Annotated in this window: 22 protein-coding genes; 6 read left to right on the top strand and 16 right to left on the bottom strand. The window is 57.0% G+C overall.

The features are described 5' to 3' along the window. Positions 1-9: 9 nt before the first annotated feature. From I9184_RS09310 to I9184_RS09295, 4 genes are all read right to left on the bottom strand, one after another. Positions 10-840 (bottom strand): carbohydrate ABC transporter permease, encoded by an 831-nt coding sequence (locus I9184_RS09310; RefSeq protein WP_152460301.1) that lies wholly within the window; start codon positions 838-840, stop codon positions 10-12. 12 nt (positions 841-852) lie between these two features. Further along, positions 853-1,719: a sugar ABC transporter permease gene (locus I9184_RS09305; RefSeq protein ID WP_171636017.1), complete on the bottom strand. Its 867-nt coding sequence runs from the start codon at positions 1,717-1,719 to the stop codon at positions 853-855. 109 nt (positions 1,720-1,828) lie between these two features. Continuing rightward, complete coding sequence (locus I9184_RS09300; protein ID WP_209833976.1) at positions 1,829-3,133, bottom strand: sugar ABC transporter substrate-binding protein; 1,305 nt, start codon at positions 3,131-3,133, stop codon at positions 1,829-1,831. Between the two features lie 94 nt (positions 3,134-3,227). Further along, entirely contained in the window at positions 3,228-4,253 is a 1,026-nt protein-coding gene (locus I9184_RS09295) for a LacI family DNA-binding transcriptional regulator (RefSeq protein WP_170345410.1), read from the bottom strand. A 349-nt stretch (positions 4,254-4,602) separates the two neighbouring features. On the opposite strand from I9184_RS09295, the gene I9184_RS09290 reads away from it, so the two are divergent. Then, positions 4,603-5,823 carry an adenylate/guanylate cyclase domain-containing protein gene (locus I9184_RS09290; RefSeq protein ID WP_209833974.1) on the top strand — a complete coding sequence of 407 codons (1,221 nt, stop codon included), beginning with the start codon at positions 4,603-4,605 and terminating at the stop codon, positions 5,821-5,823. Between the two features lie 176 nt (positions 5,824-5,999). Here I9184_RS09290 and I9184_RS09285 read toward each other — a convergent pair whose 3' ends face one another. From I9184_RS09285 to I9184_RS09275, 3 genes are read right to left on the bottom strand one after another with little or no spacing between them, the layout of a single operon-like run. Next, a complete protein-coding gene (locus I9184_RS09285; protein ID WP_209833972.1) occupies positions 6,000-6,911 on the bottom strand; it encodes a PhzF family phenazine biosynthesis protein in 912 nt (303 codons plus the stop codon). Positions 6,912-6,966: 55 nt separating this feature from the next. Then, positions 6,967-7,947 carry an alpha/beta hydrolase gene (locus I9184_RS09280; RefSeq protein WP_209833970.1) on the bottom strand — a complete coding sequence of 327 codons (981 nt, stop codon included), beginning with the start codon at positions 7,945-7,947 and terminating at the stop codon, positions 6,967-6,969. Between the two features lie 59 nt (positions 7,948-8,006). After that, the gene (locus I9184_RS09275; RefSeq protein ID WP_209833968.1) at positions 8,007-8,633 is read right to left on the bottom strand and encodes a pyridoxamine 5'-phosphate oxidase family protein; all 627 of its coding nucleotides are present in this window, start codon (positions 8,631-8,633) and stop codon (positions 8,007-8,009) included. Between the two features lie 117 nt (positions 8,634-8,750). Here I9184_RS09275 and I9184_RS09270 point away from each other — a divergent pair, with 117 nt between their 5' ends. Beyond that, complete coding sequence (locus I9184_RS09270) at positions 8,751-9,674, top strand: LysR family transcriptional regulator (RefSeq protein WP_209833966.1); 924 nt, start codon at positions 8,751-8,753, stop codon at positions 9,672-9,674. A gap of 237 nt (positions 9,675-9,911) precedes the next feature. Here I9184_RS09270 and I9184_RS09265 read toward each other — a convergent pair whose 3' ends face one another. From I9184_RS09265 to I9184_RS09255, 3 genes are all read right to left on the bottom strand, one after another. After that, entirely contained in the window at positions 9,912-10,559 is a 648-nt protein-coding gene (locus I9184_RS09265; RefSeq protein ID WP_171169648.1) for a response regulator transcription factor, read from the bottom strand. Continuing rightward, complete coding sequence (locus tag I9184_RS09260) at positions 10,556-11,698, bottom strand: sensor histidine kinase (protein ID WP_209833964.1); 1,143 nt, start codon at positions 11,696-11,698, stop codon at positions 10,556-10,558. Before I9184_RS09260 ends, I9184_RS09265 begins: the two co-directional genes overlap by 4 nt. Before the next feature lie 512 nt (positions 11,699-12,210). Then, the gene (locus I9184_RS09255; RefSeq protein ID WP_171723745.1) at positions 12,211-13,056 is read right to left on the bottom strand and encodes a LysR family transcriptional regulator; all 846 of its coding nucleotides are present in this window, start codon (positions 13,054-13,056) and stop codon (positions 12,211-12,213) included. Positions 13,057-13,142: 86 nt separating this feature from the next. On the opposite strand from I9184_RS09255, the gene I9184_RS09250 reads away from it, so the two are divergent. From I9184_RS09250 to I9184_RS20890, 4 genes are all read left to right on the top strand, one after another. Continuing rightward, a complete protein-coding gene (locus tag I9184_RS09250) occupies positions 13,143-13,610 on the top strand; it encodes a cytochrome c (protein ID WP_171636035.1) in 468 nt (155 codons plus the stop codon). Between the two features lie 13 nt (positions 13,611-13,623). Then, positions 13,624-14,532: a cytochrome c gene (locus I9184_RS09245; RefSeq protein WP_209833962.1), complete on the top strand. Its 909-nt coding sequence runs from the start codon at positions 13,624-13,626 to the stop codon at positions 14,530-14,532. Positions 14,533-14,696: 164 nt separating this feature from the next. Further along, positions 14,697-15,587: a cation diffusion facilitator family transporter gene (locus I9184_RS09240; protein ID WP_245218059.1), complete on the top strand. Its 891-nt coding sequence runs from the start codon at positions 14,697-14,699 to the stop codon at positions 15,585-15,587. Between the two features lie 156 nt (positions 15,588-15,743). Further along, the gene (locus I9184_RS20890; RefSeq protein WP_245218058.1) at positions 15,744-16,565 is read left to right on the top strand and encodes a hypothetical protein; all 822 of its coding nucleotides are present in this window, start codon (positions 15,744-15,746) and stop codon (positions 16,563-16,565) included. Positions 16,566-16,821: 256 nt separating this feature from the next. On the opposite strand, the gene I9184_RS09230 is transcribed toward I9184_RS20890, so the two are convergent. Genes I9184_RS09230 through I9184_RS09205 form a run of 6 tightly spaced genes read right to left on the bottom strand, consistent with a single transcriptional unit; the run spans position 16,822 to position 24,009 of the window. Then, positions 16,822-17,763: an ABC transporter permease gene (locus tag I9184_RS09230; RefSeq protein ID WP_171636037.1), complete on the bottom strand. Its 942-nt coding sequence runs from the start codon at positions 17,761-17,763 to the stop codon at positions 16,822-16,824. Beyond that, positions 17,760-18,803 carry an ABC transporter permease gene (locus I9184_RS09225; protein WP_171636039.1) on the bottom strand — a complete coding sequence of 348 codons (1,044 nt, stop codon included), beginning with the start codon at positions 18,801-18,803 and terminating at the stop codon, positions 17,760-17,762. Before I9184_RS09225 ends, I9184_RS09230 begins: the two co-directional genes overlap by 4 nt. Continuing rightward, positions 18,793-20,313 (bottom strand): ABC transporter ATP-binding protein, encoded by a 1,521-nt coding sequence (locus I9184_RS09220; protein WP_209833960.1) that lies wholly within the window; start codon positions 20,311-20,313, stop codon positions 18,793-18,795. The genes I9184_RS09225 and I9184_RS09220 overlap by 11 nt, the downstream gene beginning before the upstream one ends. Beyond that, positions 20,310-21,668: an amidase gene (locus I9184_RS09215; protein ID WP_209833958.1), complete on the bottom strand. Its 1,359-nt coding sequence runs from the start codon at positions 21,666-21,668 to the stop codon at positions 20,310-20,312. The genes I9184_RS09220 and I9184_RS09215 overlap by 4 nt, the downstream gene beginning before the upstream one ends. Before the next feature lie 16 nt (positions 21,669-21,684). Then, positions 21,685-22,668, bottom strand: a complete 984-nt coding sequence (locus I9184_RS09210; protein WP_209833956.1) for a BMP family protein — start codon at positions 22,666-22,668, stop codon at positions 21,685-21,687. A 48-nt stretch (positions 22,669-22,716) separates the two neighbouring features. Beyond that, the gene (locus tag I9184_RS09205) at positions 22,717-24,009 is read right to left on the bottom strand and encodes an amidohydrolase family protein (protein ID WP_209833954.1); all 1,293 of its coding nucleotides are present in this window, start codon (positions 24,007-24,009) and stop codon (positions 22,717-22,719) included. Positions 24,010-24,186: the final 177 nt, after the last annotated feature.

The following is a 24,186-nucleotide window of genomic DNA, read 5'->3' as shown; positions in this document are numbered from 1 at the left end:
GAATGCTCCTTATTTCACAGCGCCGAAGGTCAGGCCGCGGACAAGTTGTTTCTGGCTGAACCAGCCAAGGATCAGGATGGGTGCAATTGCCATGGTCGAGGCCGCGCTGAGCTTGGCAAAGAACAGGCCCTCGGGGCTGGAATAGCTGGCGATGAAGGCCGTGAGCGGTGCCGCGTCAACAGCGGTCAGATTGAGGGTCCAGAATGCCTCGTTCCACGCAAGGATAAAGTTCAGCAGGACGGTCGAAGCGATGCCGGGAATGGCCATGGGGGTTAGGACATAGAGGATTTCCTCTTTCAGCGTCGCCCCATCCATCCGTGCGGCTTCCAGAATTTCACCCGGAATTTCGCGGAAATAGGTGTAAAGCATCCAGACGATGATCGGCAGGTTGATCAGCATCAGCACCACGACCAACCCTCCGCGCGTATCCAGAAGGCCCAGTTGGATGAACAGCAAGTAGATCGGGTACAGCACACCTACGGCCGGCAACATCTTGGTGGACAGCATCCACAACAGGATGTCCTTGGTTCGTTTGGACGGAACAAACGCCATCGCCCAGGCGGCGGGCACGGCGATGATCACGCCCAGCATGGTCGACCCACCAGCGATGATCACCGAATTCCACAGAAACCGCATATAGTCCGAGCGTTCCTGCACGATGGCGTAGTTTTCCAGCGTCCAGTCAAAGTTCAGGAACAACGGAGGGCTGGCAATGGCCTGCGCTTCGGTTTTGAAGCTGGTCAGGATCGTCCAGAGGATCGGGAAGAAAATCAGCAGTCCCACGGCCCAGGCAAGGGCGGTGTTCAGCGATTTGCGTCGGGATGTGACAGCGCGGGCCATGGGTTTTCCTCCTCACGCGTCCAGGTTCTTGCCGACGATGCGCATCAGGAAGATCGCAACGATATTGGCAAGGATGATTGCGTAGACACCTCCGGCTGATCCAAGGCCGACATTCTGGCTTTCCAACACGCGCTGGAAGATCAGGTAGGTGAGTGTACGGGTGCCGAATGCGCCGCCGGTGGTCACGAAGATCTCGGCGAAGATCGACAGAAGGAAGATTGTCTGGATCAGGATCACGATTGTGATGGCACGGCTCAGGTGCGGCAGAATGATGTGGTAGAACCGCTTCAGGACCGGCGCGCCGTCCATCTCTGCCGCTTCCAACTGCTCGCTGTCCAGCGACTGGATCGCGGTCAACAGGATCAGCGTTGCAAAGGGCAGCCATTGCCACGAAACGATCATGATGATCGAGGTCATCGACGCTTCGGACAACCACGAGATCGGCTCGGCCCCGAAAAAACGCCACAGATGGGCCAGCAACCCGTTAACCGGGTCCATGAACATGTTTTTCCAGACCAGAGCCGAAACGGTGGGCATGACGAAGAACGGCGCGATGACAAGGATGCGGACAATGCCTTGCCCCCACATCGGCTGATCCAGCAGCATGGCGAGCAGAATTCCGAGAATGACGGTTATGATCAGAACACCGCCAACAATGACCAGTGTTGCCTGCACCGCGGGCCAGAATGTACTGGACGAGACAAAGCGGACATAGTTGTCGAACCCGACCCAGCCGAGATCACCCCCGCGCAGAGGCAGATATTTTTTGAAAGAAAAGTACAGCGTCATCGTCAATGGCACGAGCATCCAGCCAAGCAGCAGGACCACTGCGGGTGCCATCATCAGGCGAGCAACGGATCGGGAGTGTTGAGTAGCCATTACGCAAACCCTCTCTGTTCAGGCGTAACTCAGCCTGCGAGAAAAACGCGAGTTGTGGAAGTGGAGAGAGCAGGGGACAGATCACCTGTCCCCTACTGGGAGGGATGCCTCAGTACCCTGCGGCTTCCATTTCTTCAGCCGTAAAGGCCTGCGCCTTTTGAAGCGCTTCATCTACAGTCTGCTGTCCGGCATAAACCGCCGAGAATTCCTGACTGACCTGTGTGGCAATGCCCGCGAATTCCGGGATCGCAACGAACTGGATGCCAGTATAGGGTGTTGGCATGGCACAGCAGTTCTGCGGGTCGGCCAACAGGATCGACTCGAGCGTCATCTTGGCGAACGGAATATCCTTGTAGTTCGCGTTCTCATAAAGCGAGGTGCGCGCGCCCGGAGGGACATTGGCCCAACCTTCGTTTTCCGCCACCAGTTCGATGTAATCCTTTGAGGTCGCCCATTCGATGAACTGCTTGGCTGCATCCTCTTTCTGGGTTCCCGCCGGAATGGCCAGTGCCCAGGCCCACAGCCAGTTGGCGCGCTTGTCGACGCCTTCCGAATTTGGTGCCAGAGCAAACCCGACCTTGTCCGCGACAGTTGAATCATCCGGATTTGTCACAAAGGACGCCGCAACAGTGGCGTCGATCCACATTCCGCACTTGCCCTGCTGGAACAGCGAAAGGTTTTCGTTGAAGCCGTTGGTCGCGTAACCGGCAGGGCCGGATTCATTCATCATGTCGACAAAAAAGGTCAGCGCCTCTTTCCATTCGGGCTGATCAAACTGAGGTGTCCAATCTTCATCAAACCATCGTGCACCAAAGGAATTCGCGGTCACAGTGATAAAGGCACCGCCTTCACCCCAGCCCGCCTTGCCGCGCAGGCAGATGCCGTTGATGTCGTTGTCACGGTCCGTCATCGCAGCCGCCGCCTCGCGGATGAACTGCCATGTTGGCGCCTCAGGCATCTCCATCCCAGCCTTTTCCATCAGGTCGGTGCGATACATGATCATCGAGCTTTCGCCATAGAACGGTGCTGCATACAGCGTGCCGTCATGGCTCAGGCCACCCGCCATCGCAGGAAGCAGGTCGCCGACATCATATTCCTCAGACAGCCCATCCAAAGGAACCAACCAGCCATTTGCGCCCCAGATCGGCGTTTCGTACATGCCGATGGTCATGATATCGAACTGACCGCCCTTGGTGGTGATGTCGGTGGTAACACGCTGACGCAGGACGTTTTCCTCCAGCGTCACCCATTCCACGTCGATACCAGTCGCCTCGGTGAAGTTGTCGGTATAGCCCTGCATCCGGATCATGTCGCCATTATTGACGGTTGCGATCGTGATCGTTTCTGCATGGGCCGCGGCCGTTGCGACAAAGGTCAATGCCGTCGCCGCACGAAGTGCATTCTTCAAATACATCCTTGTCCTCCCTGAGCTTGGATGCCGTACTCGGAAAGTAGTGCGTAATTTGTCGCGGCGTCAATAAAAACTTTACGCGCGTTAAAAAATGAAGCTACGCAGAATCCCTCAAAACCAGTCGTGCGGGGAATAGCGTTTCCGATCGCGCCTGAAGTTTCCCGCCACTTTCAATGAGTTGGAACAGGGTTTCAACACTGCGCGCCGCTACATTATCATAGTCATGCGCTGCCGTTGTCAGGGATGGACATGTAAATTTTGCGAACGGGTGCCCATCATTCGAAGCTACACGCAACGTACAATCCTCTTTCCGACCGACCCGAATCCCCTGTTCGTAGCAAGCGGCAAGAAAGCCGATGGCAAGCCGGTCATTGCTACACAGAACCGAGTTCGTCCTCAATTGACCTTCCTCCAAGATCTTCATCGTGCCTCTGTGTCCAATTTCTTCAAACGCCCAACCTTTGCCATCAACCTTGAGAATATGCGGCTCATGTCCGAGGCGCTCCATGATTTCGACATACGCCTTGCGCCGTTTGTTGGCATTGGGGTTTGCGGGTGTTCGCATTTCGAAGAAGGACGGGGGTTCACCAGTGCGGGTCATGTATTCGACGGTTTGCGACACAAAGCTAAAGTTATCCGATCCGACAAAGGCTGCTCCCAGACCATCAAGATTGCTGTCGAACAGAACGGTCGGCACATTGGCACAGAATTTCTCGATCGCAGATCTGTCCGAAATTCGGCCCAAAGGGGCCAAAAGAACACCGGCGGGTTTCATCGATTGCAAGCCGTCCAGAATTTCGTTCTCCAGCTTCTGCTCGCCATGAGAGCTGAACAGGGACGGCCGATAACCTGCCGCAATGCAACTTTGTTCCAGATAGCGTGCAATCTCGACAAAGAACGGGTCCGCCAGATAGGGCACGACGATTCCGATATTCTTGGTAAGCTTCCGGTTCTGGTTCACCGCGTAAATGTTGGGGCGATAGTCGAACCGTTCCAGCGCCTCTTCGATTCGGGCCCGCGTCGTGGGGCGAACGCTGTCGGGATCGTGAAAGTACTTGGAAACCGTAGGGCGCGAGATGCCGCTGAGCGCTGCAAACTCTTCCATGTTCTTTATCTTGGTCATGCCGGTCTGCCTGCTGGTATTGTTCGTCGTGAACTTATCATAGATTTACATATTCTTTGCGCGCGCTAATAAATCAATAGCCAGAGCGGCCTCACGCAACCAGCCCGCGACAAGACGTTCAAAGGGATTTCGAGAGCGACGCCGCCCTTTTGGCAAGATTCATTCAAATTGATGACAAGGCTGGCGAAACGTATCCAGGAAGGTCTGTGTGTAGCTTGGCCGGCGCTTACGGCCGAGAACTGTGGACTGAACAGCAGGCTTGGACGGGGTAAGAAAAAGGCTAGAATATTATGATCGAACACTAAACCCAAATTCTTGACGATCTTATCTAAGCGATTGGTTTTAAACTATGGATGCTATTGCCCAACTGACCAATTGGATGATTGCCGAGGGGCGTCGTTCGGATGACCCGGAAAAAGTTGTGTCATATTTCTGTTCGTCTCTGATCGAGGCGGGTGTGCCGCTCTGGCGGGTCAATATCGGTCAGCGTTTCGCCAATCCGCTGCTCATCGCATGGGGGATCGTCTGGACACCGGATGGCACCGAAAGCTATGACGTGACACATGAGACCATGCTGACGGATGGGTATGTCGGCAGTTCATTCGAATACATTCTTGAACACCGTAAGCCACTTCACAAAAGTCTGCGGCAATTGGATCCCAAGACCGAGCACTCGTCATATCTTGAATTCGCTGAGCTGGGTGGCACCGATTACTATGCTACGCTGCTTTATTACGGAGACGGATCGCTGCACGGCTGCACTTTTGTCACCCGGTCGCCAGAAGGCTTCTCGCCCCGGCATCTGAAAATGATTGAGGGTGCATTGCCCGCTCTGTCCTCTGCTCTTGAACCTGTCACCATGCGCAAGTCGTCCAAAGGTCTTCTGAGAACCTATCTTGGCGATGGGCCCTCTGATGCTGTGTGGAACGGGCGGATCAAGCGAGGGGAACGCACAACCCTTGACGCAGTTGTCATGTTCTCTGACCTGCGCGGTTTCACCGCTCTTTCAGACAGGGCATCCGAAGAAGACGTTTTCGACATGTTGAGTGGATATTTTGATCTGGTCGTGCAGTCTGTCGAAGAGAATGGCGGCGACATTCTCAAGTTCATGGGCGACGGCATTCTGTCGATATTCACTGTCGAGACACAGGAAGGTTTGAACGCCCAATGCAAAAGGGCAGCACAGGCCGCTCAAAGTGTTTTGACCGGTTTGGCCGCACTCAACCATCGCCGCGATGAGGCTCAGAAGCCGCCGTTGGACATAGGCATCGGGATCAATGTCGGGCAGGTCAGCTATGGCAACATCGGCAGTCCCGGCAGGCTGGATTTCACTGTTCTGGGCAGAGCGGTCAACCTCGCAAGCCGTATTGAGGGGTTGACGAAATCCCTGGGCCACAGAGTTCTGGCGACGTCAGCCGTTGCCGCTGCTTCGCCTGAACTGTTCTCAGCTTGTGGGTTTCACGAAGTTCGAGGGCTTGCCGAATCCATCGAGTTGTACTCTCTCGTCGAAAAGGAGCCTCAAGCCAGCCCCATGCCGGATCGCCACATGGATCCAGACAACATGGATTGAGAATCGCAAGCTTCTACATTGTCCGCAATGCCGAACTCGATTTGGGCTGCGGGCGACGAGGCCGCGCACTGCGCTGATTAAGGTGCCGTCGCAGGACCCTTGGACGAAATGTATTCGCGCTCAAGGACCTGGGCGCATCCGAAGCTGATGCTGCGGACACACCTGGCCTTTTCGCGTCACAAAGCAATCCGGGCCGAGGTCATGGCTTTTCCGTAACCACCCGCCATGAGGCCCGTGATTGCGCCATTCTCGATATCCAGATCGACCTTTATCAGGCTCGGGCTTGCCGGGTTCATAAACACCCCCTGTTCGATTTCAAATGATCGCTGAGACGTGCCGCCGAAATCGTGCAACACGCATGCAAGTGGCCCGGCCGCCATCCCAGTGGCGGCTTCTTCATCTATCGCGTATCTGGGTGCGAACATACGGGTTGTGGCGTCCCGGCTGGTGATTGAAGGGTCATTCGTGAATACGTAATAGCCAATCAGATCCAGTTTCTCGCTGATTTGCTTGATTTTGGCCAAATCTGGTCTGATTTTGGCAAAGCCCGCCGCATCCGAAAGACCAACGACGATGAAGCTGTTGCCGGTGTTGACCAGAACCGGAGCAAACCTCTGATCTAGGTCAGTTTTGTCGACCCCGAGAGAGCTCAGCACATCGTCGAGTTTCACGCCATTTTCGATCCATTCCTGAGCACCCGAGTAGCGTGGGGCCAATTGTTCCATATAGGCGGCGCCGTCTTTCATGAGTATGCGCCTGGGGCCATCAACTGTTTCCTTCGACGTATCGGGTTTGGGGATCCGACCCAACGCATCAAGGTGAGAGAAGGCGGCGATTGTTGCATGACCGCAATGAGCGATGCGCCGGTTCGGTGTGAAGAAATCCAGCTTGAAGCCTTCCGTCTTGGACCGCGAGACAAACGCCGTCTCGGACAATCCAACTCTTGCCGCCACGGTTTGCATATCTTGCGCGCTCAGATCATCAGCGTCCAGAACGACGCCTGCGGGATTTCCTCCGGTGCCACCGTCGACAAACCCGTGCACGATTTCAACCGTGACATCCCTGGCAGTGTTTGTTTGCGTATTCATTGATCGTCTCCAAACATGAGGCCGCGCCCTTGATCGAGGCGCGGCCAGTTGCGCATCAGTTGCCGGCGGCGGTGATGCGGTTCAGGAATGCAGTCATCTGTTCCGCAATTTCAGGCCCATATTCTTCCAGCGCGAAGTGTCCGGTATCAAGCAGATGAAACTCAAGATCCTTCAGGTCGCGTTGATAGGGCAGGGCGCCTTCGGCCGGAAAGATGTGATCATTCTTACCCCACATCAGCAGCGCAGGTGGTTGATGCTCACGAAACAACGCCTGCCATTTCGGGTACTCGGCAACGTTGGTGCCGTAGTCCAGGAAAAGTTCAAGTTGCACCTCCTGATTACCTTCGCGATCAAGCAGGTATTGGACGTGCCAATAGTTATCCGGGCTGATCAGTTCCAGCCTCTGTACACCGTGGGTGAACTGCCACTTGGTCGCATCCAGAGTAAGAAACCCTCGAAGCTGGTCGCCATTCTCTTTCGAGGGGTCGGCCCAATAGGCTTTGATCGGGTCCCAGAATTCGCGCAGCCCTTCCTCATACGCATTGCCGTTCTGAATGACGAAGCCAGTGACCCGTTCGGGCTGTTCGGCAAACATCCGGAATCCAACCGGGGCACCATAGTCCATCAGATAGACCGCGTATTGATCGACACCCTTCCGATCCAGCAGAGACGTCATGATTTCGGCGATATTCGCAAAGGAATACTCGAAGTCTTCGGCTTGCGGCATGTCCGAGGCCCCAAATCCGGGGAAATCGGGCGCGATCACGTGATAGTTCTTGGCCAGTTCGGGGATAAGGTTGCGGAACATATGTGACGAGGTCGGAAACCCATGAAGCAACAGAACGGTTGGCCTGCTCGGGTCTCCGGCCTCACGATAGGCGATATTCACCTCGCCGATTTTTTCTGCGTGGAAATTGACCGCTTGGGTGGCTTCAATGCCGGTCTCGCTTGCGATTGCAGGGGCCGGAGTTAATGGCACCGCGATGGTAAGCGCGAGAAGACTTGCGCTCAGGATGGATTTCAGATTGCGCGACATGGGTATTTCCTTTCTTGGGGTTTTGGGGGCGCGTCTGAACGCGCGGGGTTCAGCATCGGTCAGCGTTTCTGGCCGGGCTTTTCTTTGTGCTCTGCGTTTTGAGCTTTCAGTTCCGCCAGTTCATCGCGAAGCGGCGCCATATGCTCTTCAAACTCTTCCAGGGTCAGGCGTTGGGGGATGTGCTGCGGGCAGTTCCAGTCCATCGCTTCAAGCTTGATCACAATGGCCCGCTCCGGGTGGCCCCTGTAATTCGGGTCACTCAAACGTTGCGTCAGGGCCGGATCATCCGCGCCATCAACAAGTTTCGCCCGGCCCCAGATCTTGAGGCGTCTCCGGTTGGGATAGTCCATCAGGATTAAAGAAATGCGGTCGTTGTTCAGCAGGTTACCTGCGCTCAGATATTGCCGGTTGCCGCGAAAATCTGCGTAGGCCAGCGTCCGTTGATCCAGCACTTTCAGAAAGCCTGCCGGTCCGCCGCGGAATTGAACATAAGGCCAGCCGGTTTCAGAGACGGTCGCCTGATAGAAGCCGTCCCTTTGTGCGATGAAGCTCGCCTCGACCGGGCTGATGAGGTCTTCCTGAACAGCGCCGGCCAGAAACTTTGCATAACCTTCAGCCGATTTGTTCTTGGCCTGTGTTGCACGTACGGAAGGCGTAAAAGTGATTTCTGCAAAAGGACGTGACATCGAATTCTCCATCTCAGCCGGGCAGAGCCCTGGGGTTGAGGTGAAGCTAGTCCAAGCCTTGGTGTTGCAGAATATCCCTAATTGGCAATATATTATTCCAAAATATGGAATAGTTGTTTGGATAGATTTCAGGCTCTGAGCGTTTTTGTGAAGGTGGCCGAGCTGAAAGGCTTCGCGGCCGCAGCGCGCCACCTCAATATGTCGCCACCAACGGTAACCCGACTGGTCTCCATGCTGGAGGACAGCCTGGGGCTTCGTCTTTTTGTGCGCACCACGCGATCAGTCATGCTGACGGACAGCGGGCGAAGGTTCTTTGAAGATGCCAGACGCATTCTGATGGATCTCGAGGAGGCAGAGCGTGCCGCCGTCGGATCCTATGCCGAACCGACCGGGGAACTCAGCGTGACCGCATCGGTGTTGTTCGGCCGCATGTTCGTCACTCCGATTCTGGGTGAATTTCTGGAACTGCATCCAAAGCTCTCTGCGCGCACTCTCTATGTGGACCGCGTGGTCAATCTGGTGGATGAAGGCCTCGACGTCGGGATCAGGATTGGAAACCTTGCAGATTCAAGCCTGATGGCGGTGAGATGTGGCGCGGTGAGGCAGGTCGTGTTTGCCGCTCCGGCATATCTTGATGCGCGCGGCGAACCAGACACACCCGACGACCTGGCCAATCACGCGATCATAAACTCAACCGCCCTGCACGCCTCGGCCCAATGGCATTTTCAAAAAAGCGAAACGGTCGTGACAAAGCGCGTGAACCCGCGCATCAGCATGAACACCAATGACGCGGTGATCGAGCTGGCGCTGCAAGGGCATGGCATCGGGCGGCTTTTATCCTATCAGGTTGCACCCTACGTTGCGGACGGGCGGCTCAGGACCGTTCTGAATTCGTATGAACCACCCGAGGTCCCCATCCATCTTGTGCATCAAGAGGGCCGCACCGTGTCTGCAAAAGTGCGCGCTTTTGTCGATTTTGCGGCCAAGCGTCTCAAATCCGACCCCTATTTGCATGGATTCCGGCACAGGCCTGAGAGTTAGGCCAAAAGATCCGCTGAACCACGCCATCCGGTCGCGGCCAGGGTCGCCAGGGCCCTGACCGACAGATCACTTTGGGCATGCGCTTTGAGGTGGTACAGCGCAAGGGCGAGCATGTGCAACAAAGCTTGCCACCAACTAGATTTGCCGGCACGAAACTGAAATCTCAGATCCCGGGTGCACACGCTTTTCGAAGCGATAGGGCCAGCATTGAGCATGCAATCACGTTTGACCCATGGTTTAGTCGGTCTTGCCCCAAGCATCGTGCGCGATCAGCGCGGCCTCGACCCGGTTTCGGGCGTGGAGCTTGGAGAGGATTGCCGTCATGTAGTGCTTTACGGTTTTTTCCTGAAGATCCAGTTGATCTGCGATCTCCCGATTGCTCATCCCCTTCGCCACACGTCGAAGTATTTCTTCCTCGCGATGTGTGAGATCATCCAGAACATCACTGTCTTTGGAAGCTTCTGCCTCTCTGTTGATCTGAAGCAGCACGCGCGAGGCCAACCCGGGTGACACGAATCCTTCACCTGCGGCGATGCTGCGCAGCGAGGCCGTCAATTCGCTAGCCGTCACACCTTTGACGATGTAGCCGATTGCCCCTGCTTCCAAAGCATCCGCAACGTCACTGTTGTTTTCCGAGACCGTCAATATCGCGATGAATGGCGGATTTGCCATGGCCGCGATTTTTCGCGTCGCATTTATGCCGCCTCCGGGCATCGAAAGATCGAGGATGGCGATGTCAGGTTGATGAATGCCGACAAGTGAAATTGCCTCATCCGCGCTCGAGCCGGCAGCGAGAACTTCGAACCCATCGGCTTCGTCCAATGTCCGGTGCAATCCGTCCCTGAAAATCGGGTGATCATCCGCTATTACGACAGATGTTGTCATGACGTGCTCATCTTTCTGGGAAATAGTGTCATTGTGACAGAGGTGCCTTTGCCAGGGCTTGACCTGACTTCGAACCTGCCGCCGATACTCTCAACCCGATCTCGCAAACCCAAGAGCCCCTGGCCTCCATCGTCACGCAGTACTTTTCCGTCCGAGGGGTCAAATCCGGGCCCGTCATCGTTGACATGAATGACGACCCGATCGTTATGCGCCTCGCAAATGACCGTGCATCGAGAATTCGGAGCATACCTTGCGGCGTTGGAAAGCGTTTCCTGAAGGAACCGGAAAACACACAGCTTGTCGGACACGGACAACTCGATCGTCTGGCTTCCCTGAAGTGAAACATCCGGCCGTAACGGGCTGTGTTCCGAGTGATCTTCTATCGCTCTTTTCACCACATCAATCAGCGCCAGATTGTCGATGTCCGGAGCGGACAACCCCCGCGACAACGCGCGAATTTCGGCCAGGGACTTCTGCAAAGACTGTTGAATCTCCTCGGCCTCAGCAGGCTTTTCAGGCCTGTCCGAGAACGCCGCCTCCAACCTGAGGGCCGCGAGGGACAGATATTGAGCGGGACCGTCGTGAAGCTCGGAACCAAGCTTCTTCAGAAACCGGTCTGTTTGCGTGGCATATCGTTCCGACGCTTCGACCACGCGCGACCGCAGCCTGGCGTTCTGCTCTGCCATCTGCTCACTCTCTTTCAGACGCCGCTCCAACAGGCGCCCCTGACGTCGAATGGTGTTGTCACCGATTGCCACGATGGAAAACAGCACGATTGTGCTTGCTGCAAATGCTGACCCGACGACCAGCCAGCTTGTCCGGCGGGCTTTGGCCATATCAACTTCCAGCTGTTCGGCTTTCTCGTAAAACTCTGCAACTGCAATGATATCGCCCGACCAGAGTTCGCGGATCGGGCTGTACACTTCAAGCAGCGGGATCCCAAGTGCTGCTTCTGCGGCGCTTTCGGCATGGTCGAGATCTTCGAAAGAACCCGAAATCTCTCCGCTCCAGGCTCGGCTCAGATCATCAGTCGGATCGAAACGGCTGCCAATGATGGTTGGATCCGACGCGTGCGCGATCACGCCTCCTTGTTTCCAAAACTTGAAAGACACAATGCGGTCCCGCATCGGCTGGGTCATGAATATTTCGTCCAGCGCCCGCCTTGCTTGATCGGAAAGACGATCCCCGTATGCAAGTTCCTGGCTGAGAGGGGATACGATGCTCTCCATATACAGCGCTGCGGAATTGGCAGAATTTTGGACAACTGCATTCTCGATCCGATTTGACACCCATGCGCCAACTATCGCGGTGGCCGTTCCCATAACGACAATGCAAGCCGCAAGAAAAACGCGCGACAATGACCAATTGCGAACTGACAGATCAGAAATCTCGGGTCTCATTTCGTGTTCAACTATGAACGACTATCCCTGACCGCGCCACCGACCTTGGTCTGAACTCACCAGCGTTCGGATTCGGAACTCGGATCATGTCAGAACCCTCGGTCGCGCAATCGCGCAGGCGGCAGACAGAAAGCGCGCGTGGCCTTGCAGGAAGTACACGGAGCTCGCTCAAAACTCCGTCCAGACGATCAGCGCATCGGCCCAAAGCCGTCCTCGGAGGAGCCATACCTACGGGCGAGATTTTTGATTTGTCACCCCGGCAGAACAATGGAAAGGCGTTCAACCAAAGCTCTTTGCACGATGGCAAATCTCGGAGTGCGCGCTATCTCGTCCAGAGCCGCCACCCACAGCGGGACATCTATTCTGGGATCAATTTCTGACGACCGATGAAGCCTAGGATCCGCGTTCCCAATAAACGAGGGCAGGATCGTTTTGCCCACCCCGGATGCTGCCATCTGTTGAAGCACCAAAAAGCTGTCTGCCCCGTTGGTCATTTCATCGGCGCTGACATGTTCGGCCAGCCATTTGGCGGGAAGCGAGCGGCTCAACGCTCCATCAAGCCTCATCCATTTTCGGTTTGGGGAACCGTCGTCAAAAACGCCGAATGACAATGTTCCCGCACGTTCGCTGACAAGCCCTTCTTCAAGTTTGATCGAGGGTCGCACTGCGATGTCCGCGGTCAACCTTGACAGATCATGATGGCTGTTGCCGCTTAACAAAGTCAGCTCCAAATCGGGATAAAGCCGCGATATCTCAGTCAGAATTTGGGGCAATACAAACTGACAAAGGCTGTCCGTAGACGCAATGCGGACCTGACCCGCAGGGGACCGGTTTGCCCCCACAATTGCCCGCTCTACGGAAAGTACGGCCTCTTCAACGCTTTCCATCGCCGAAAGAATAGCTCTGGCCTCGGGTAGGGCAGTGTACCCTGACGGGTGTTTTTGAAAGATCACGCATCCAAAACGGTCTTCAAGCGCGGCGACTCTGCGCAGCACCGTTGCATGAGTGACACCAAGCGCCCCGGCAGCCGCATTCAGTGATCCGTGTTTCCTTACGGCCAGCGCGTATCGAAGATCATCCCAGTTTTGGTTGTGCATAAATTAACAAGGAACAACAAATAACAAACAATTACAAGAAAAAATGTTCAGGCTAGTATTCGACGCATTGAACAGGGAGACGCACAATGATCAAGAAAATCCCGGCCGTTGCGGCAGGTTTGTTGTCGGTAGCCGTTATTGGATCAGCCATCGCCCATGAAAGCGAAAATCCTGCGGTGAAGGCTCGGACCTCAATCATGCAGCTCTATGCCTTCAATCTTGGCACGTTGGGCGGCATGGCCAAGGGAGAGATTGAATATGATGCCGAGGCAGCAACACGGGCCGCAAATAACCTGGTTGTTCTGACGCAGATCGATCAATCTGCGATGTGGCCTGCCGGATCCGACAATGCGTCCGACCCGTCCACCCGGGCCTTGCCAGCCATCTGGGAGAACTTTCCGGATGTAAGCGCAAAAGGTCAGGCCATGGCGGAAGCCGCCGTTGCGATGCAGGCGGCGGCAGGCCAGGATGTCGATGCCCTTAAGGCGGCGATGGGTGATCTGGGCGGATCATGCTCGGCATGTCATAAGGCTTACAGGGCACCGAAAGACTAAAGGAGCGCTGCCCATGCGGCGTTTGTTCATTTTCGCCGCAGGTATCGCTGTACTGGTCGGGCTGGTCGGTTTGGTGCTGACCCGTCCGAAAACAGTTGACCAGACACAACTGAACGGGATTGTCCCTGATCTCAGTCGAGGTGAGGCAGTGTTTTACGCGGCTGGATGCGCGTCCTGTCATTCTGCTCCGAACGCAACGGGTGAGGAAAAGCTGGTACTCGCTGGCGGTCGTCGGTTTGCGTCGGATTTCGGCACGTTCATAGCCCCCAACATATCCAGTGATCCGGTTGCCGGCATCGGATCGTGGTCCGCATCGGATCTGGCCAATGCCCTGCTCCACGGGACCGGGCCCGAAGGACAGCACTATTTCCCCGCATTTCCCTATACGTCCTACGCCAACATGTCAGCCGAGGACGTTGTTTCACTGCATGCCTTCCTCGGCACTCTGCCGGCGGTTCCAAGCCAAAGCGCAGCGCACGAGGTTGGCTTTCCTTTCAATATTCGACGCGGGCTGGGCGGGTGGAAGCTGTTGTATTTGAAACCGGGCTGGGTTGTGGAAGGCGATCTGACTGACCTGCAAATTCAAGGCCGATACCTGGTAGAGGCGTTGGGACATTGCGCAGAATGTCACACGCCGCGTAACGGGCTAGGGGGCCTGAAACGCGATCTCTGGCTGACAGGTGCACCAAACCCCAGCGGAAAGGGACGCATCCCCGGGCTGACTTCTGCCCAACTGGATTGGTCCGAGGCTGATATTGCCGAGTATCTGAAATCCGGTTTCACGCCGGATTATGATAGCGCGGGTGGTGAGATGGTCGAAGTCATCGAAAACACATCCCGCCTTACGGATGACGACCGTCTGGCGATTGCGGCCTATCTCAAGGCCGTGCCCGCGTCACCGACAGACTCGCCGTCAGAGTAACCCTCTTTGGCGCCATGCGGCCGATGCCAGATGTCCTTGCCAGCCGTCAGCACGAAGCCGCAAGGCCTATTCCCTTTTCGCGAAACTCCTGTTTTACGTTCTGGGCACCGGAACGCAGCACACGCCCGCGTTTCTGTTCAGGATTGATTGAGGGTCGTGGCCAAATGACACAAAAGATCGCGCTTTGGTCCATTCCGATATCCCTGGCGGTACTGGCCCTGAAGCTGTTGGCCTGGTGGCTGACAGGTTCGGTGGCGTTGTTGTCGGACGCGATGGAATCCACCGTCAACGTCGCAACGGCCCTGCTGGCTTATTTTGCGGTTCGGGTCGCAAACAAGCCCCCTGATGAAAACCACCCTTTTGGCCACAAGAAAGCCGAGTATCTTTCCGCTGTCGTCGAGGGCGCATTGATTGTGTTGGCGGCGTTCTTGATCATCAGAGAGGCCGTGCTGGCCCTTCCCAATCCACATCTTGAGGATGCGCCTTTTCTTGGAATCGCCGTCAATGTCATTGCAACGGGCGTGAATGGCGCATGGGCCTACCTGTTGCTTAAAGTCGGCAGGCGCGAAGGTTCACCTGCATTGGAGGCAAGCTCGCGGCACATTTTTACAGATGTCATGACGTCAGTTGGTGTCATCGCGGGGCTCACACTTGCACTTGTCACCGGCTGGCTTGTCCTTGACCCGATCCTTGCAATTCTGGTCGCGCTGAACATCCTGTGGGAAGGTTGGAAAGTCATTCGTGCGTCCGTTGACGGCCTGATGGATGTGAGCCTTTCTGAACATGACTTGCAGGTTGTTTCCAGCACCATTGAAAACAATCTGGGCGCTGCGCTGGAATATCACGACCTCAAGGGGCGCAGATCCGCGAATGTCATCTTCGTCGAGTTTCACCTTGTTGTGGACGGCGCAATGCCGGTCAGCGCAGCCCATGACATCTGCAATGAAATCGAACACGCATTGGAACGTCTTTATCCGGGTTCTGTTTTTGTCATTCATCTCGAACCCGATGACGAGCTGAAGGGTAACGGAGCACAACCGAACCAGGTTTCTTAAACCACTTGGTGCAATCGACTACGACCGAAGTCGTGGTTTTGGCGGGGACGTTCGGCCCGCAATTCATCAGACCTAAGCCCGATGTCGGGAAGCAAAGCCCCGGATAACCTGTCACCGACACCATGAGTTGGGTCGAACATAACCGGAGGCGAAAAAATGAAACTTCAAGGAAAACTGGGCCAGCTTCTCAGCACAGCAGCACTGGCTTCGTTGATTGCCGCGACGCCTTACGTGCCGAAGTTTGACACGGAAGGTCGCCTGCACCTTGAACCAGCCTATGCCTTTGCCAAAAGCGGCAGCGGAAAAGATGGAGATGGTGGCGATGATGACCGGGGGGATGATCGCGGCGGCGAACGGGACGACAACTCGGGGTCGGGCAACAGTGGTCGCGGTGGTGATCGCGACGACGACAGGGACGATGACCGCGACGACGATCGGGACGACAATTCCGGATCCGGCAAAGGTGGTCGCGACGACGATGACGATGACGATGACGACGATGATGACTCGAAGCGTTCAAATCGAGGCAGCGGCAAAAAGGATCAATCCCGGTCAGGCGGCGGGTCATCGCGCTCTGCCGGCATAACGAAGGTTGAGACGAACGCCAACGGCATCGAAGTGCGCTATGCCGATGGAACCAAGGAAGAAATCGAAAACGGTCGGTATGAAAGGAAGAATGCTCAGAACCGCACTGTGGAAGAACGGCTGGCGACAGGCGCCGATGTCTCAAGGCTCCGGTCATTGGCAGATGGTATCTCCATCGACAACGTGCGCTCGTCCGGCCAAGGAGGTACTACGGGAAGCCGCCCGACGAAAGTTGAACGTCAGGGCAACAATATCGAAGTGAACTATGCCAATGGCTGGAAAGAAGAGATCGAGTTTGGCCGTTATGAGTTGAAAGACCCATACAACCGGACTGTCGTTGAGAGAAATGCAACCGCCGCTGACCGTCGGAGATTGCAGTCGGCAGGCAACTAGGCAACTACGTCAGAACGAAAGACAAAAGGCGGCTTCTCATCGTCAGAAGCCGCCTTTTCTAATCGTCATTGCCAGCGGTTATTGGCGTACTGCATTGCGATCAATGGCTTCTTGCCCAAGGTGTTGACGCAACATTCCGCCCAACACGAAAGGCACGGGCACCAATGTCGCAACCCGCCATAAGCGACGTCTCATGTATGTCCTGCCCCTTTCGCGCTTGCAACGACCAGTCATCCACTGGTTGTGAACCCTGATCCTAACGTTCACCGCGCCGATAGGGTGCCATCAGCGCGGCAGGCACCTCGGCCCTGCGGGCCACAAGAACGAGCGCGACGATGGAAAGCACATAGGGCGCCATCAGGAAGAGTTGATATGGCACGCCTTCAATCGCCGTTTGCAGCCGCAACTGGTATGCATCGAAAAAAGCAAACAGCACGGCACCGATCAACGCCTTGCCAGGCCGCCAACTTGCGAACACAACCAGTGCGATGCAGATCCACCCGCGTCCTTGAACCATGCCCGGGAAAAAACTGTTGAACGCCGTTGTCGTCAGGAACGCGCCACCCACTGCCATCAACGCTGATCCGACAACCACTGCACCAATGCGAATGCGAATGGGGTTCAGCCCCTGCGCCTCAACCGCGTGCGGGTTTTCACCGGTCATGCGAATGGCCAGCCCCAGCGGTGTCCGGGCAAGGGCGTAGGCCATCACAGCCACCGCAAACAGAGCGAGGTAGGTCGGCAGAGCCTGGGAAAACAGGATCGGACCCAAAATGGGGATATCGGAAACACCCGGAACATCGAGTGGCTGGAAAGGTTCTATCGTCGGGGGCAGATCGCCCACTTCGACAAGCAACCGGTAAAGGTAGTAGGCCAGCGCGGATGCAAACAGCGTGATGCCAAGCCCCGAGACATGTTGCGACAATCCAAGCGGGACCGTTAGCATGGCGTGCAGCAATCCTAACATTGCGCCGCAAAGTGCCGCTATCATCAGGCCAACCAGCAAAGGCGCGCCCATGTAGACGGCAAGCCAACCGCTCATCGCGCCCATGGTCATGATCCCCTCGATCCCTAGATTGAGAACACCCGAACGTTCACAGAGCAACGCGCCGAGGACTCCGAAAATAAGCGGCGTTGCAATGCGCAGCACGGACGCCCAGAGGCTGGTATTCAGCAGCAGGTCAATTGCATCACTCATCGGCGCACCCGGTAAGTTGTGAAAAGAAGGGCCACGATCATGGTGAGCAGGCAGAGCGCCACGATCACGTCGGCAATGAAGCTGGGAACGCCGGTTGCGCGGCTCATGGCATCGGCCCCGACAAAAACGGTGGCGACGAAAACCGCGGCGGCGACCACACCCGCCGGATGCAAAGCGGCCAGCATTGCGACGACGATGCCGGCATAGCCGAATCCGGGGCTCATGGTTGTCGTGACCCCGGCTGTAACACCCATGACTTCGACGGAACCTGCCAGCCCTGCCAAAGCGCCTGACAGCAGGGCCACACCCATGATCGTTTTTGGAAGGGAAATTCCGGCAAAGGCGGCGGCACTGGCGTTCAAGCCTGCGGCGCGTGTTTCAGCACCAAAAACCGTGCGGGCCAGGATCAGCCAAACAACACCTGCTGCCGCGATGGCAAAAAGCAACCCGATATGAAGGCGCGTGCGGGGAATAAGATCCGGCAGGCGGTACTCTCCGCTCACGGGCACTGAGGAAGGCCAGCCAAAGGCCATCGGATCGCGCATCGGACCCTCGATCATGAGGCCGACGAAAAGGATCACAATGAAGTTGAGCAGTAGGGTCGTCACCACCTCATCCACCCCGAAACGCAGGCGCAAATAAGCGGGGCCCGCCAACAGGGCCGCACCCGCCGCCATGCCCGCCAGCATCAAAATCGGAATCCCGATCCATCCGGAAACCCCGAGAGAATGCCCGATCCACGCGGTAATCAGCGCGCCGACGAAGAACTGCCCCTCGCCGCCGATGTTCCAAAGACGCGCCCGAAAGGCGACGGCCGCGGCAAGCCCGGTAAATATCAGCGGCGTGGCGCGGGTCAGCATCTCGGTGATCGAAAGGCGCGAACCAAGCGCGCCGGTCAGCATTTCACCATAGGCAGTCAGCGGGTTCACACCTGCCGCTGCGATTAGACCCGCAGCCAATAACAACGCGGTAAAGATCGCGGCCAGCGGCGCAATGACCACAAGGTACAGCGGTACATATGTGCGTCGTTCAAGCCGCATCATCATCTTCCTTCCAGACACCTGCCATCATCAGGCCAAGGCGTTGCGGGTCAGCCTCATCAGCGGATATCGGTTTCGACAATCGACCCTTTACGATTGCCTGTATCCGGTCTGAAAGAGCTACGGCTTCTTCCAGTTCCTCCGAAATTAGCAGGATCGCAGCACCCTCGGCCCGTGCGGCCAGAAGCTCGGCATGAACTGCGGCAATTGCCCCTTCATCAAGGCCCCGCGTCGGCTGGTTGGCGAGCACGAAACGCGGTCCGTTGGTCAGGACTCGCCCCAGGATCAGCTTTTGCATGTTGCCGCCAGACAGCAGCCGTGTGCGCGTGTCGGGACTGGCCCCTCGGATATCAAATCGTTCGATAAGCCCTGCGGTGTATTCTCGGGCAGCGCGTTGTCGGACAAAGCCTCGGCGCGAAAACTCTAGTGTGCGCAGACGTTCAAGAACTGCATTTTCCCACAGGCTCAATTCACCCACGACACCTTCTGTATGGCGGTCTTCCGGTACCCTGCCTGCGCCAGCCTGGATCATGCCGCGCGGGCCCAGATGGCCGATATCCTTGTTCAGCAGTGTCAACTTCCCGGCGCCAGGGTGGATCAGTCCAGACAACAGCCCGCCAAGCGAGGCCTGACCATTGCCTGATACGCCGACGATACCAAGGATCTCGCCAGCGTGGACAGTGAAAGACACGTCATCCAGCCGCAATTCACCGTCTTTTTCCACGCGCACATCGTTTGCGACCAGAACCGGCGCGCCAATCTCGTGGTCTTGACGAACGGGCCGTTCCACTTTGCGGCCAACCATCAATTCCGCCAACTCTCCGGGGGTGGTTTCAGAGGTCCTGCGTTCCGCGACCAACCTACCGCCACGAAGAACGGCCACACGGTCAGAGGCCGCCATGACCTCATGCAGTTTGTGACTGATGAAAATAAGCGACAGACCCTCTTTCGTCATGTCGCGCAGCGTCTCGAACAGGCGCATTGCTTCGGGCCGGGCCAGAACGGCCGTGGGTTCATCCAGGATCAGTATGCGCGCGTCTCGGTACAGCGCTTTCAGAATTTCGACGCGTTGACGTTCACCCACGGAAAGGGACTTGATCCTGTCGTCGGGGTTCACGGGCAGACCAAACCGATCCGCGATCTGCAACAACTTTGCGCGCGCCTCGCCACGCGCGGACCGTGCGCGTGTCAGGGGTTCTGAACCAAGCATGACGTTTTCAAGAACCGTGAGGTTGCCCGCAAGCGTAAAGTGCTGGTGTACCATGCCCACACCCACCTCGATCGCTGCGCGGGGCAGACCCGGAGGCAACGCTTTGCCAAACACCCTGACAGAGCCTTCGTCGGCTGCGTAATGGCCGAACAGGATGTTCATCAGCGTCGTCTTACCCGCGCCATTTTCACCCAACAATGCAAGGATTTCACCCTGGGCCAATGACAGGGTCACATCATCATTGGCGGTAAGCGTTCCAAAACGCTTTGTAATGCCGTGAAGTTCCAGAACCTTGTTCATGTGGGCAGGCCTGCGATTGGAGACGGAAAGGTAAGTTCGGGCGCACGCGCCTCGATCAGAGCGCCAAGTTTCAGCAACGCAAGATCCGAGCCGGGTGGTCCCATCAGTTGCACACCGATTGGCAGGCCATTTGCCATGCCAAAGGGCAATGCCAAAGCCGGCAAGCCCGCGACATTGGCAAGTGCTGCGTTTGGGGCAAAGGCCTCCAACCGCGCCATGTGTTCATCCGCGGAGGCGCCAGAAAGGTCCAAAGTGCCGATAACAGGCGGCGCAAGCGATAGGACCGGCATCAGGACAGCATCCACAGAACTGAAAATCTTGCGAGCACGATATGCCAGGCGCGCAAGCTGTCTTGAGGTCGCAAAAAGCGCGGTGGCGGATGTGGCACGGCCCTCGGCAGCCATGGCGGCGGCAAGCGGTGGAACCTGGTCATCAGATATCCTGAGCGCAATGAGCCACTCGGCCAGCGAAACAGCCAGTATCGTTCGGGCAATTGCATGAGCCTCGGCCCCCATCTCGTCCGGGGTACAAATGTCATGCACCTCGCAGCCTGCATCGCGCAGAGCGTCAGCCGCATCCTTGGCGGCTTTGCACTGGTCAGTTCCGCAACGCTCGGGCAGTGCCAATGCAATGCGGGGGTGGTCCGCCGGATGTACCGGGGTCATGGGCTGGGCTACGGCTTGAAAGGCGGTTTCCACATCGCGTAGGGACCGCGCCAGAACCAGTTCTGACGCTATCCCCATCAGGTGATTGGCGAAATCAGGGCCCCCGGGCACCGCACCACGAGACGGCTTGAGCCCGGTCAAGCCGCAGCACGCGGCTGGGACTCTGATAGATCCGGCCGCATCCGTGGCATGAGCAATGGCGACGATGCCGCCTGCAACCGCAGCCGCGGCGCCGCCAGATGAGCCACCGGGCGTCAACGCGGGATTCCACGGGTTGCGGGCCGCAGCCATGCCATCTGGTTCGCATGTCAGGGAAAGGCCGAATGGCGGTGTTGCCGAGACGCCAAAAGGGATCAGGCCGGTCTGGCGCAAATCCTGCAACAGGCAGCTGTCACTTTCGGATTTTCGCCCTTGCGCGCGGATTGCCGCAGACCCGGCAGCAGCGGGCAGTCCCTGGGCGGAACCGCCGAGGTCTTTGACCAGGAACGGAACCCCGTGAAAGGGCCCCCGTCGATCAGATGGCGCTGCATCTGCCGCCCTCGCGCCGGCGCGGGCCATATCTTCGTCCAGGAACACCACGGCGCCCAGATCCGCCTGCGCGTGGCAGGCGGAAAGGCTTGCTTCCATCGCATCGGTGGCAGTGATCTGCCCCGCAGAAACGGCAGCAGCAAGAGCCGTGGCATCGGTCACGTCAAAGCCGCCGCGATCAGGAGGGCTCGCTTTCGTCGATCGGAACGTCCCATTCGCCGGATTGGATCGCGGCCTGTTTGGCCTCCATCGCAGGGACGGCGTCGGCAGGCACTTCGTCGGCGACATAGATCAGCTCATTGCCGCCATGAGCCATGAAGGAATATTCGGTATAATTGCGCCCGGTGGGATTGCCGGCCTGAACATCCGCCACGATGGCTTCGATGGTTGGCCCATAGTTCCATATCGCGTTGGCAAAGACCGTGCCGGGATAGCGCGGTGTATAATCTATCAGTGAACCGATGGCCTTCACGCCGCGCGCCTGAGCGGCGTCAGCGGTGCCAATGCGTTCACCAAACAGGATGTCCGCGCCCGCGTCGATCTGGGCAATCGCGGCTTCCTGCGCGCGAGCCGGATCAAACCATGCTCCGATGAAACCGTTAAGGAAAGTGGCGTCAGGGTTCACTTCACTGACGCCCATCCGGAAAGCATTGATCAGGAGGTTCACCTCGGGGATCGGATAACCGCCGACGGAACCAAAAACATTGCTTTCTGACATTTGGCCGGCAAGCATTCCGGCCAGATAGGCCGCCTCGTGGTTGCGGGTGCCGAAGACGCCAAAATTGTCGCCCTCCGGTCCGCCGGAGGACCCCATCAAAAACGCGGTATCGGGGTAATCACCCGCCACTTCGCGTGCTTCGCGTTCCACCGCGTAAGACTCGCCCCAAATGATTTGCGCGCCGCCTTCGGCGTATTCGCGCATCGCACGGGGATAGTCGGTCGGAGCCACACCCTCTGAAAACTCATATTCGATCAGGCCAGCCTCGGCGGCTTCCTGCATCGCCACGTGGATCCGGCTGTTCCATGCATTTTCGACCGGAGACATATGCACGCCAGCGACGCGGGTTGCAGATTGTGCATTGGCGCGGCGGATATAAGCCGGCAGGGCCAGCATGGCCGCGGCGCCGACCATCAGTTGACGACGTGTAGTGGTGAGTTTCATCGGAGTATCCTCTTCTGTTGGTGGCAACTATTCTTGTTCTTGGGCTTCCTAAATATTGGGCCTGGGCGCGTAATCCGCGGGATCCAGGGTCGAGGGGCGGCTGGGCAAGGAAAGCGCGGCCAGTCTTGGTTCGGTACGCGCCAGCACCTTGCCGTTTTTGATGACGGCAAGACGTGTGGCTTTCATACGAACAGCTTCAATCGGGTCACGCGCTTGCAGCACAACCATGTTGGCTGGGCCGCCTTTGCGAATTGTCGGGTCAGGCAGACCCATGGTCTTGGCACCGTTCTGGGTAACGGATGTGAAAGCCCATTCCATCGCTTCGCGGGATGTCATCGGCACCGCATGCACGCCCATATGGGCCACTTCCAGCATGTCGGCGGACCCAAGAGAATACCATGGATCCATAGTGCAATCCTGCCCGAAGGAAACGTTCACACCTGCTGCACGCAATTCTGGTACGCGGGTCAGGCCACGGCGGCGCGGATAAGTGTCCGAGCGGCCTTGCAGCGTGATATTGATAAGCGGGTTCGGTACGACGTTCATGCCGCTTTCCGCGATCAGCGGAACAAGCTTCGAGGCATAGTAATTGTCGTATGAATGCATCGCCGTGACGTGGCTTGCAGTCACACGACCCCCGAGCCCAAGGCGTGTGGTCTCATAGGCGAGGGTTTCCACATGGCGCGACATCGGATCGTCACTTTCATCACAGTGCAGGTCCAGCATCAGGTCGCGATCTGCGGCAATCTCGGCCAGCCTCGTGACCGATCGAGCGCCTTCCGACATCGTGCGTTCAAAATGCGGGATACCGCCCACCACATCGACCCCCAAATCGAGCGCCCGGATCAGGTTCTTTTCGGCATGTTCTGATCGATAGAGGCCATCTTGCGGGAATGCCACCAATTGCAGGTCAATATAGGGGGCAACAAGCTTGCGCACTTCCAGCAAAGCTTCGACACCCACCAACGGAGTTGACGAAACATCCACATGCGAACGGATGGCCAGCAATCCCTGCGACACGGCCAGATCGCAATATCGCATGGCCCGCTCGATCACCGCTTCGGGCGTCAGAAGGGGCTTCAGTTCTCCCCAAAGCGCGATGCCCTCCAAAAGCGTGCCCGAAACATTCATACGTGGCGACCCGAGGCTAAGGGTGGCGTCCATATGGAAGTGCGGGTCGACGAACGGAGGTGAAACCAGGCGGCCCGTTGCATCAATTTCTTCGCGCGCCTCACCCATGATGTCAGCGGCAATTTCTGCAACACGGTCGCCGTTGATCGCAATATCCACCGGTTCGCGGCCATCCGGCAAGCTGGCCTTTCTGATGATGATGTCAAACATTCATCTGCCCCCTAATTTGACCACATGGTAAAAGTATTCAAAAAAATTGCTATTTATTTTTGCGATGTTTTGGAATTGGTGCCTGTGACGGCTTCTCAGCTGCTCATTATCAAAGCCCGACTGATTAAACTTTGGCCGTCTAAAGCCCGGGATTTGGGGCAATGAACGCCCCGAGCC

This window comes from Ruegeria sp. HKCCE3926 (assembly GCF_017872515.1).
Classification (GTDB): Bacteria; Pseudomonadota; Alphaproteobacteria; order Rhodobacterales; family Rhodobacteraceae; genus Ruegeria.
This window is presented reverse-complemented; position numbering and strand designations above follow the sequence as displayed.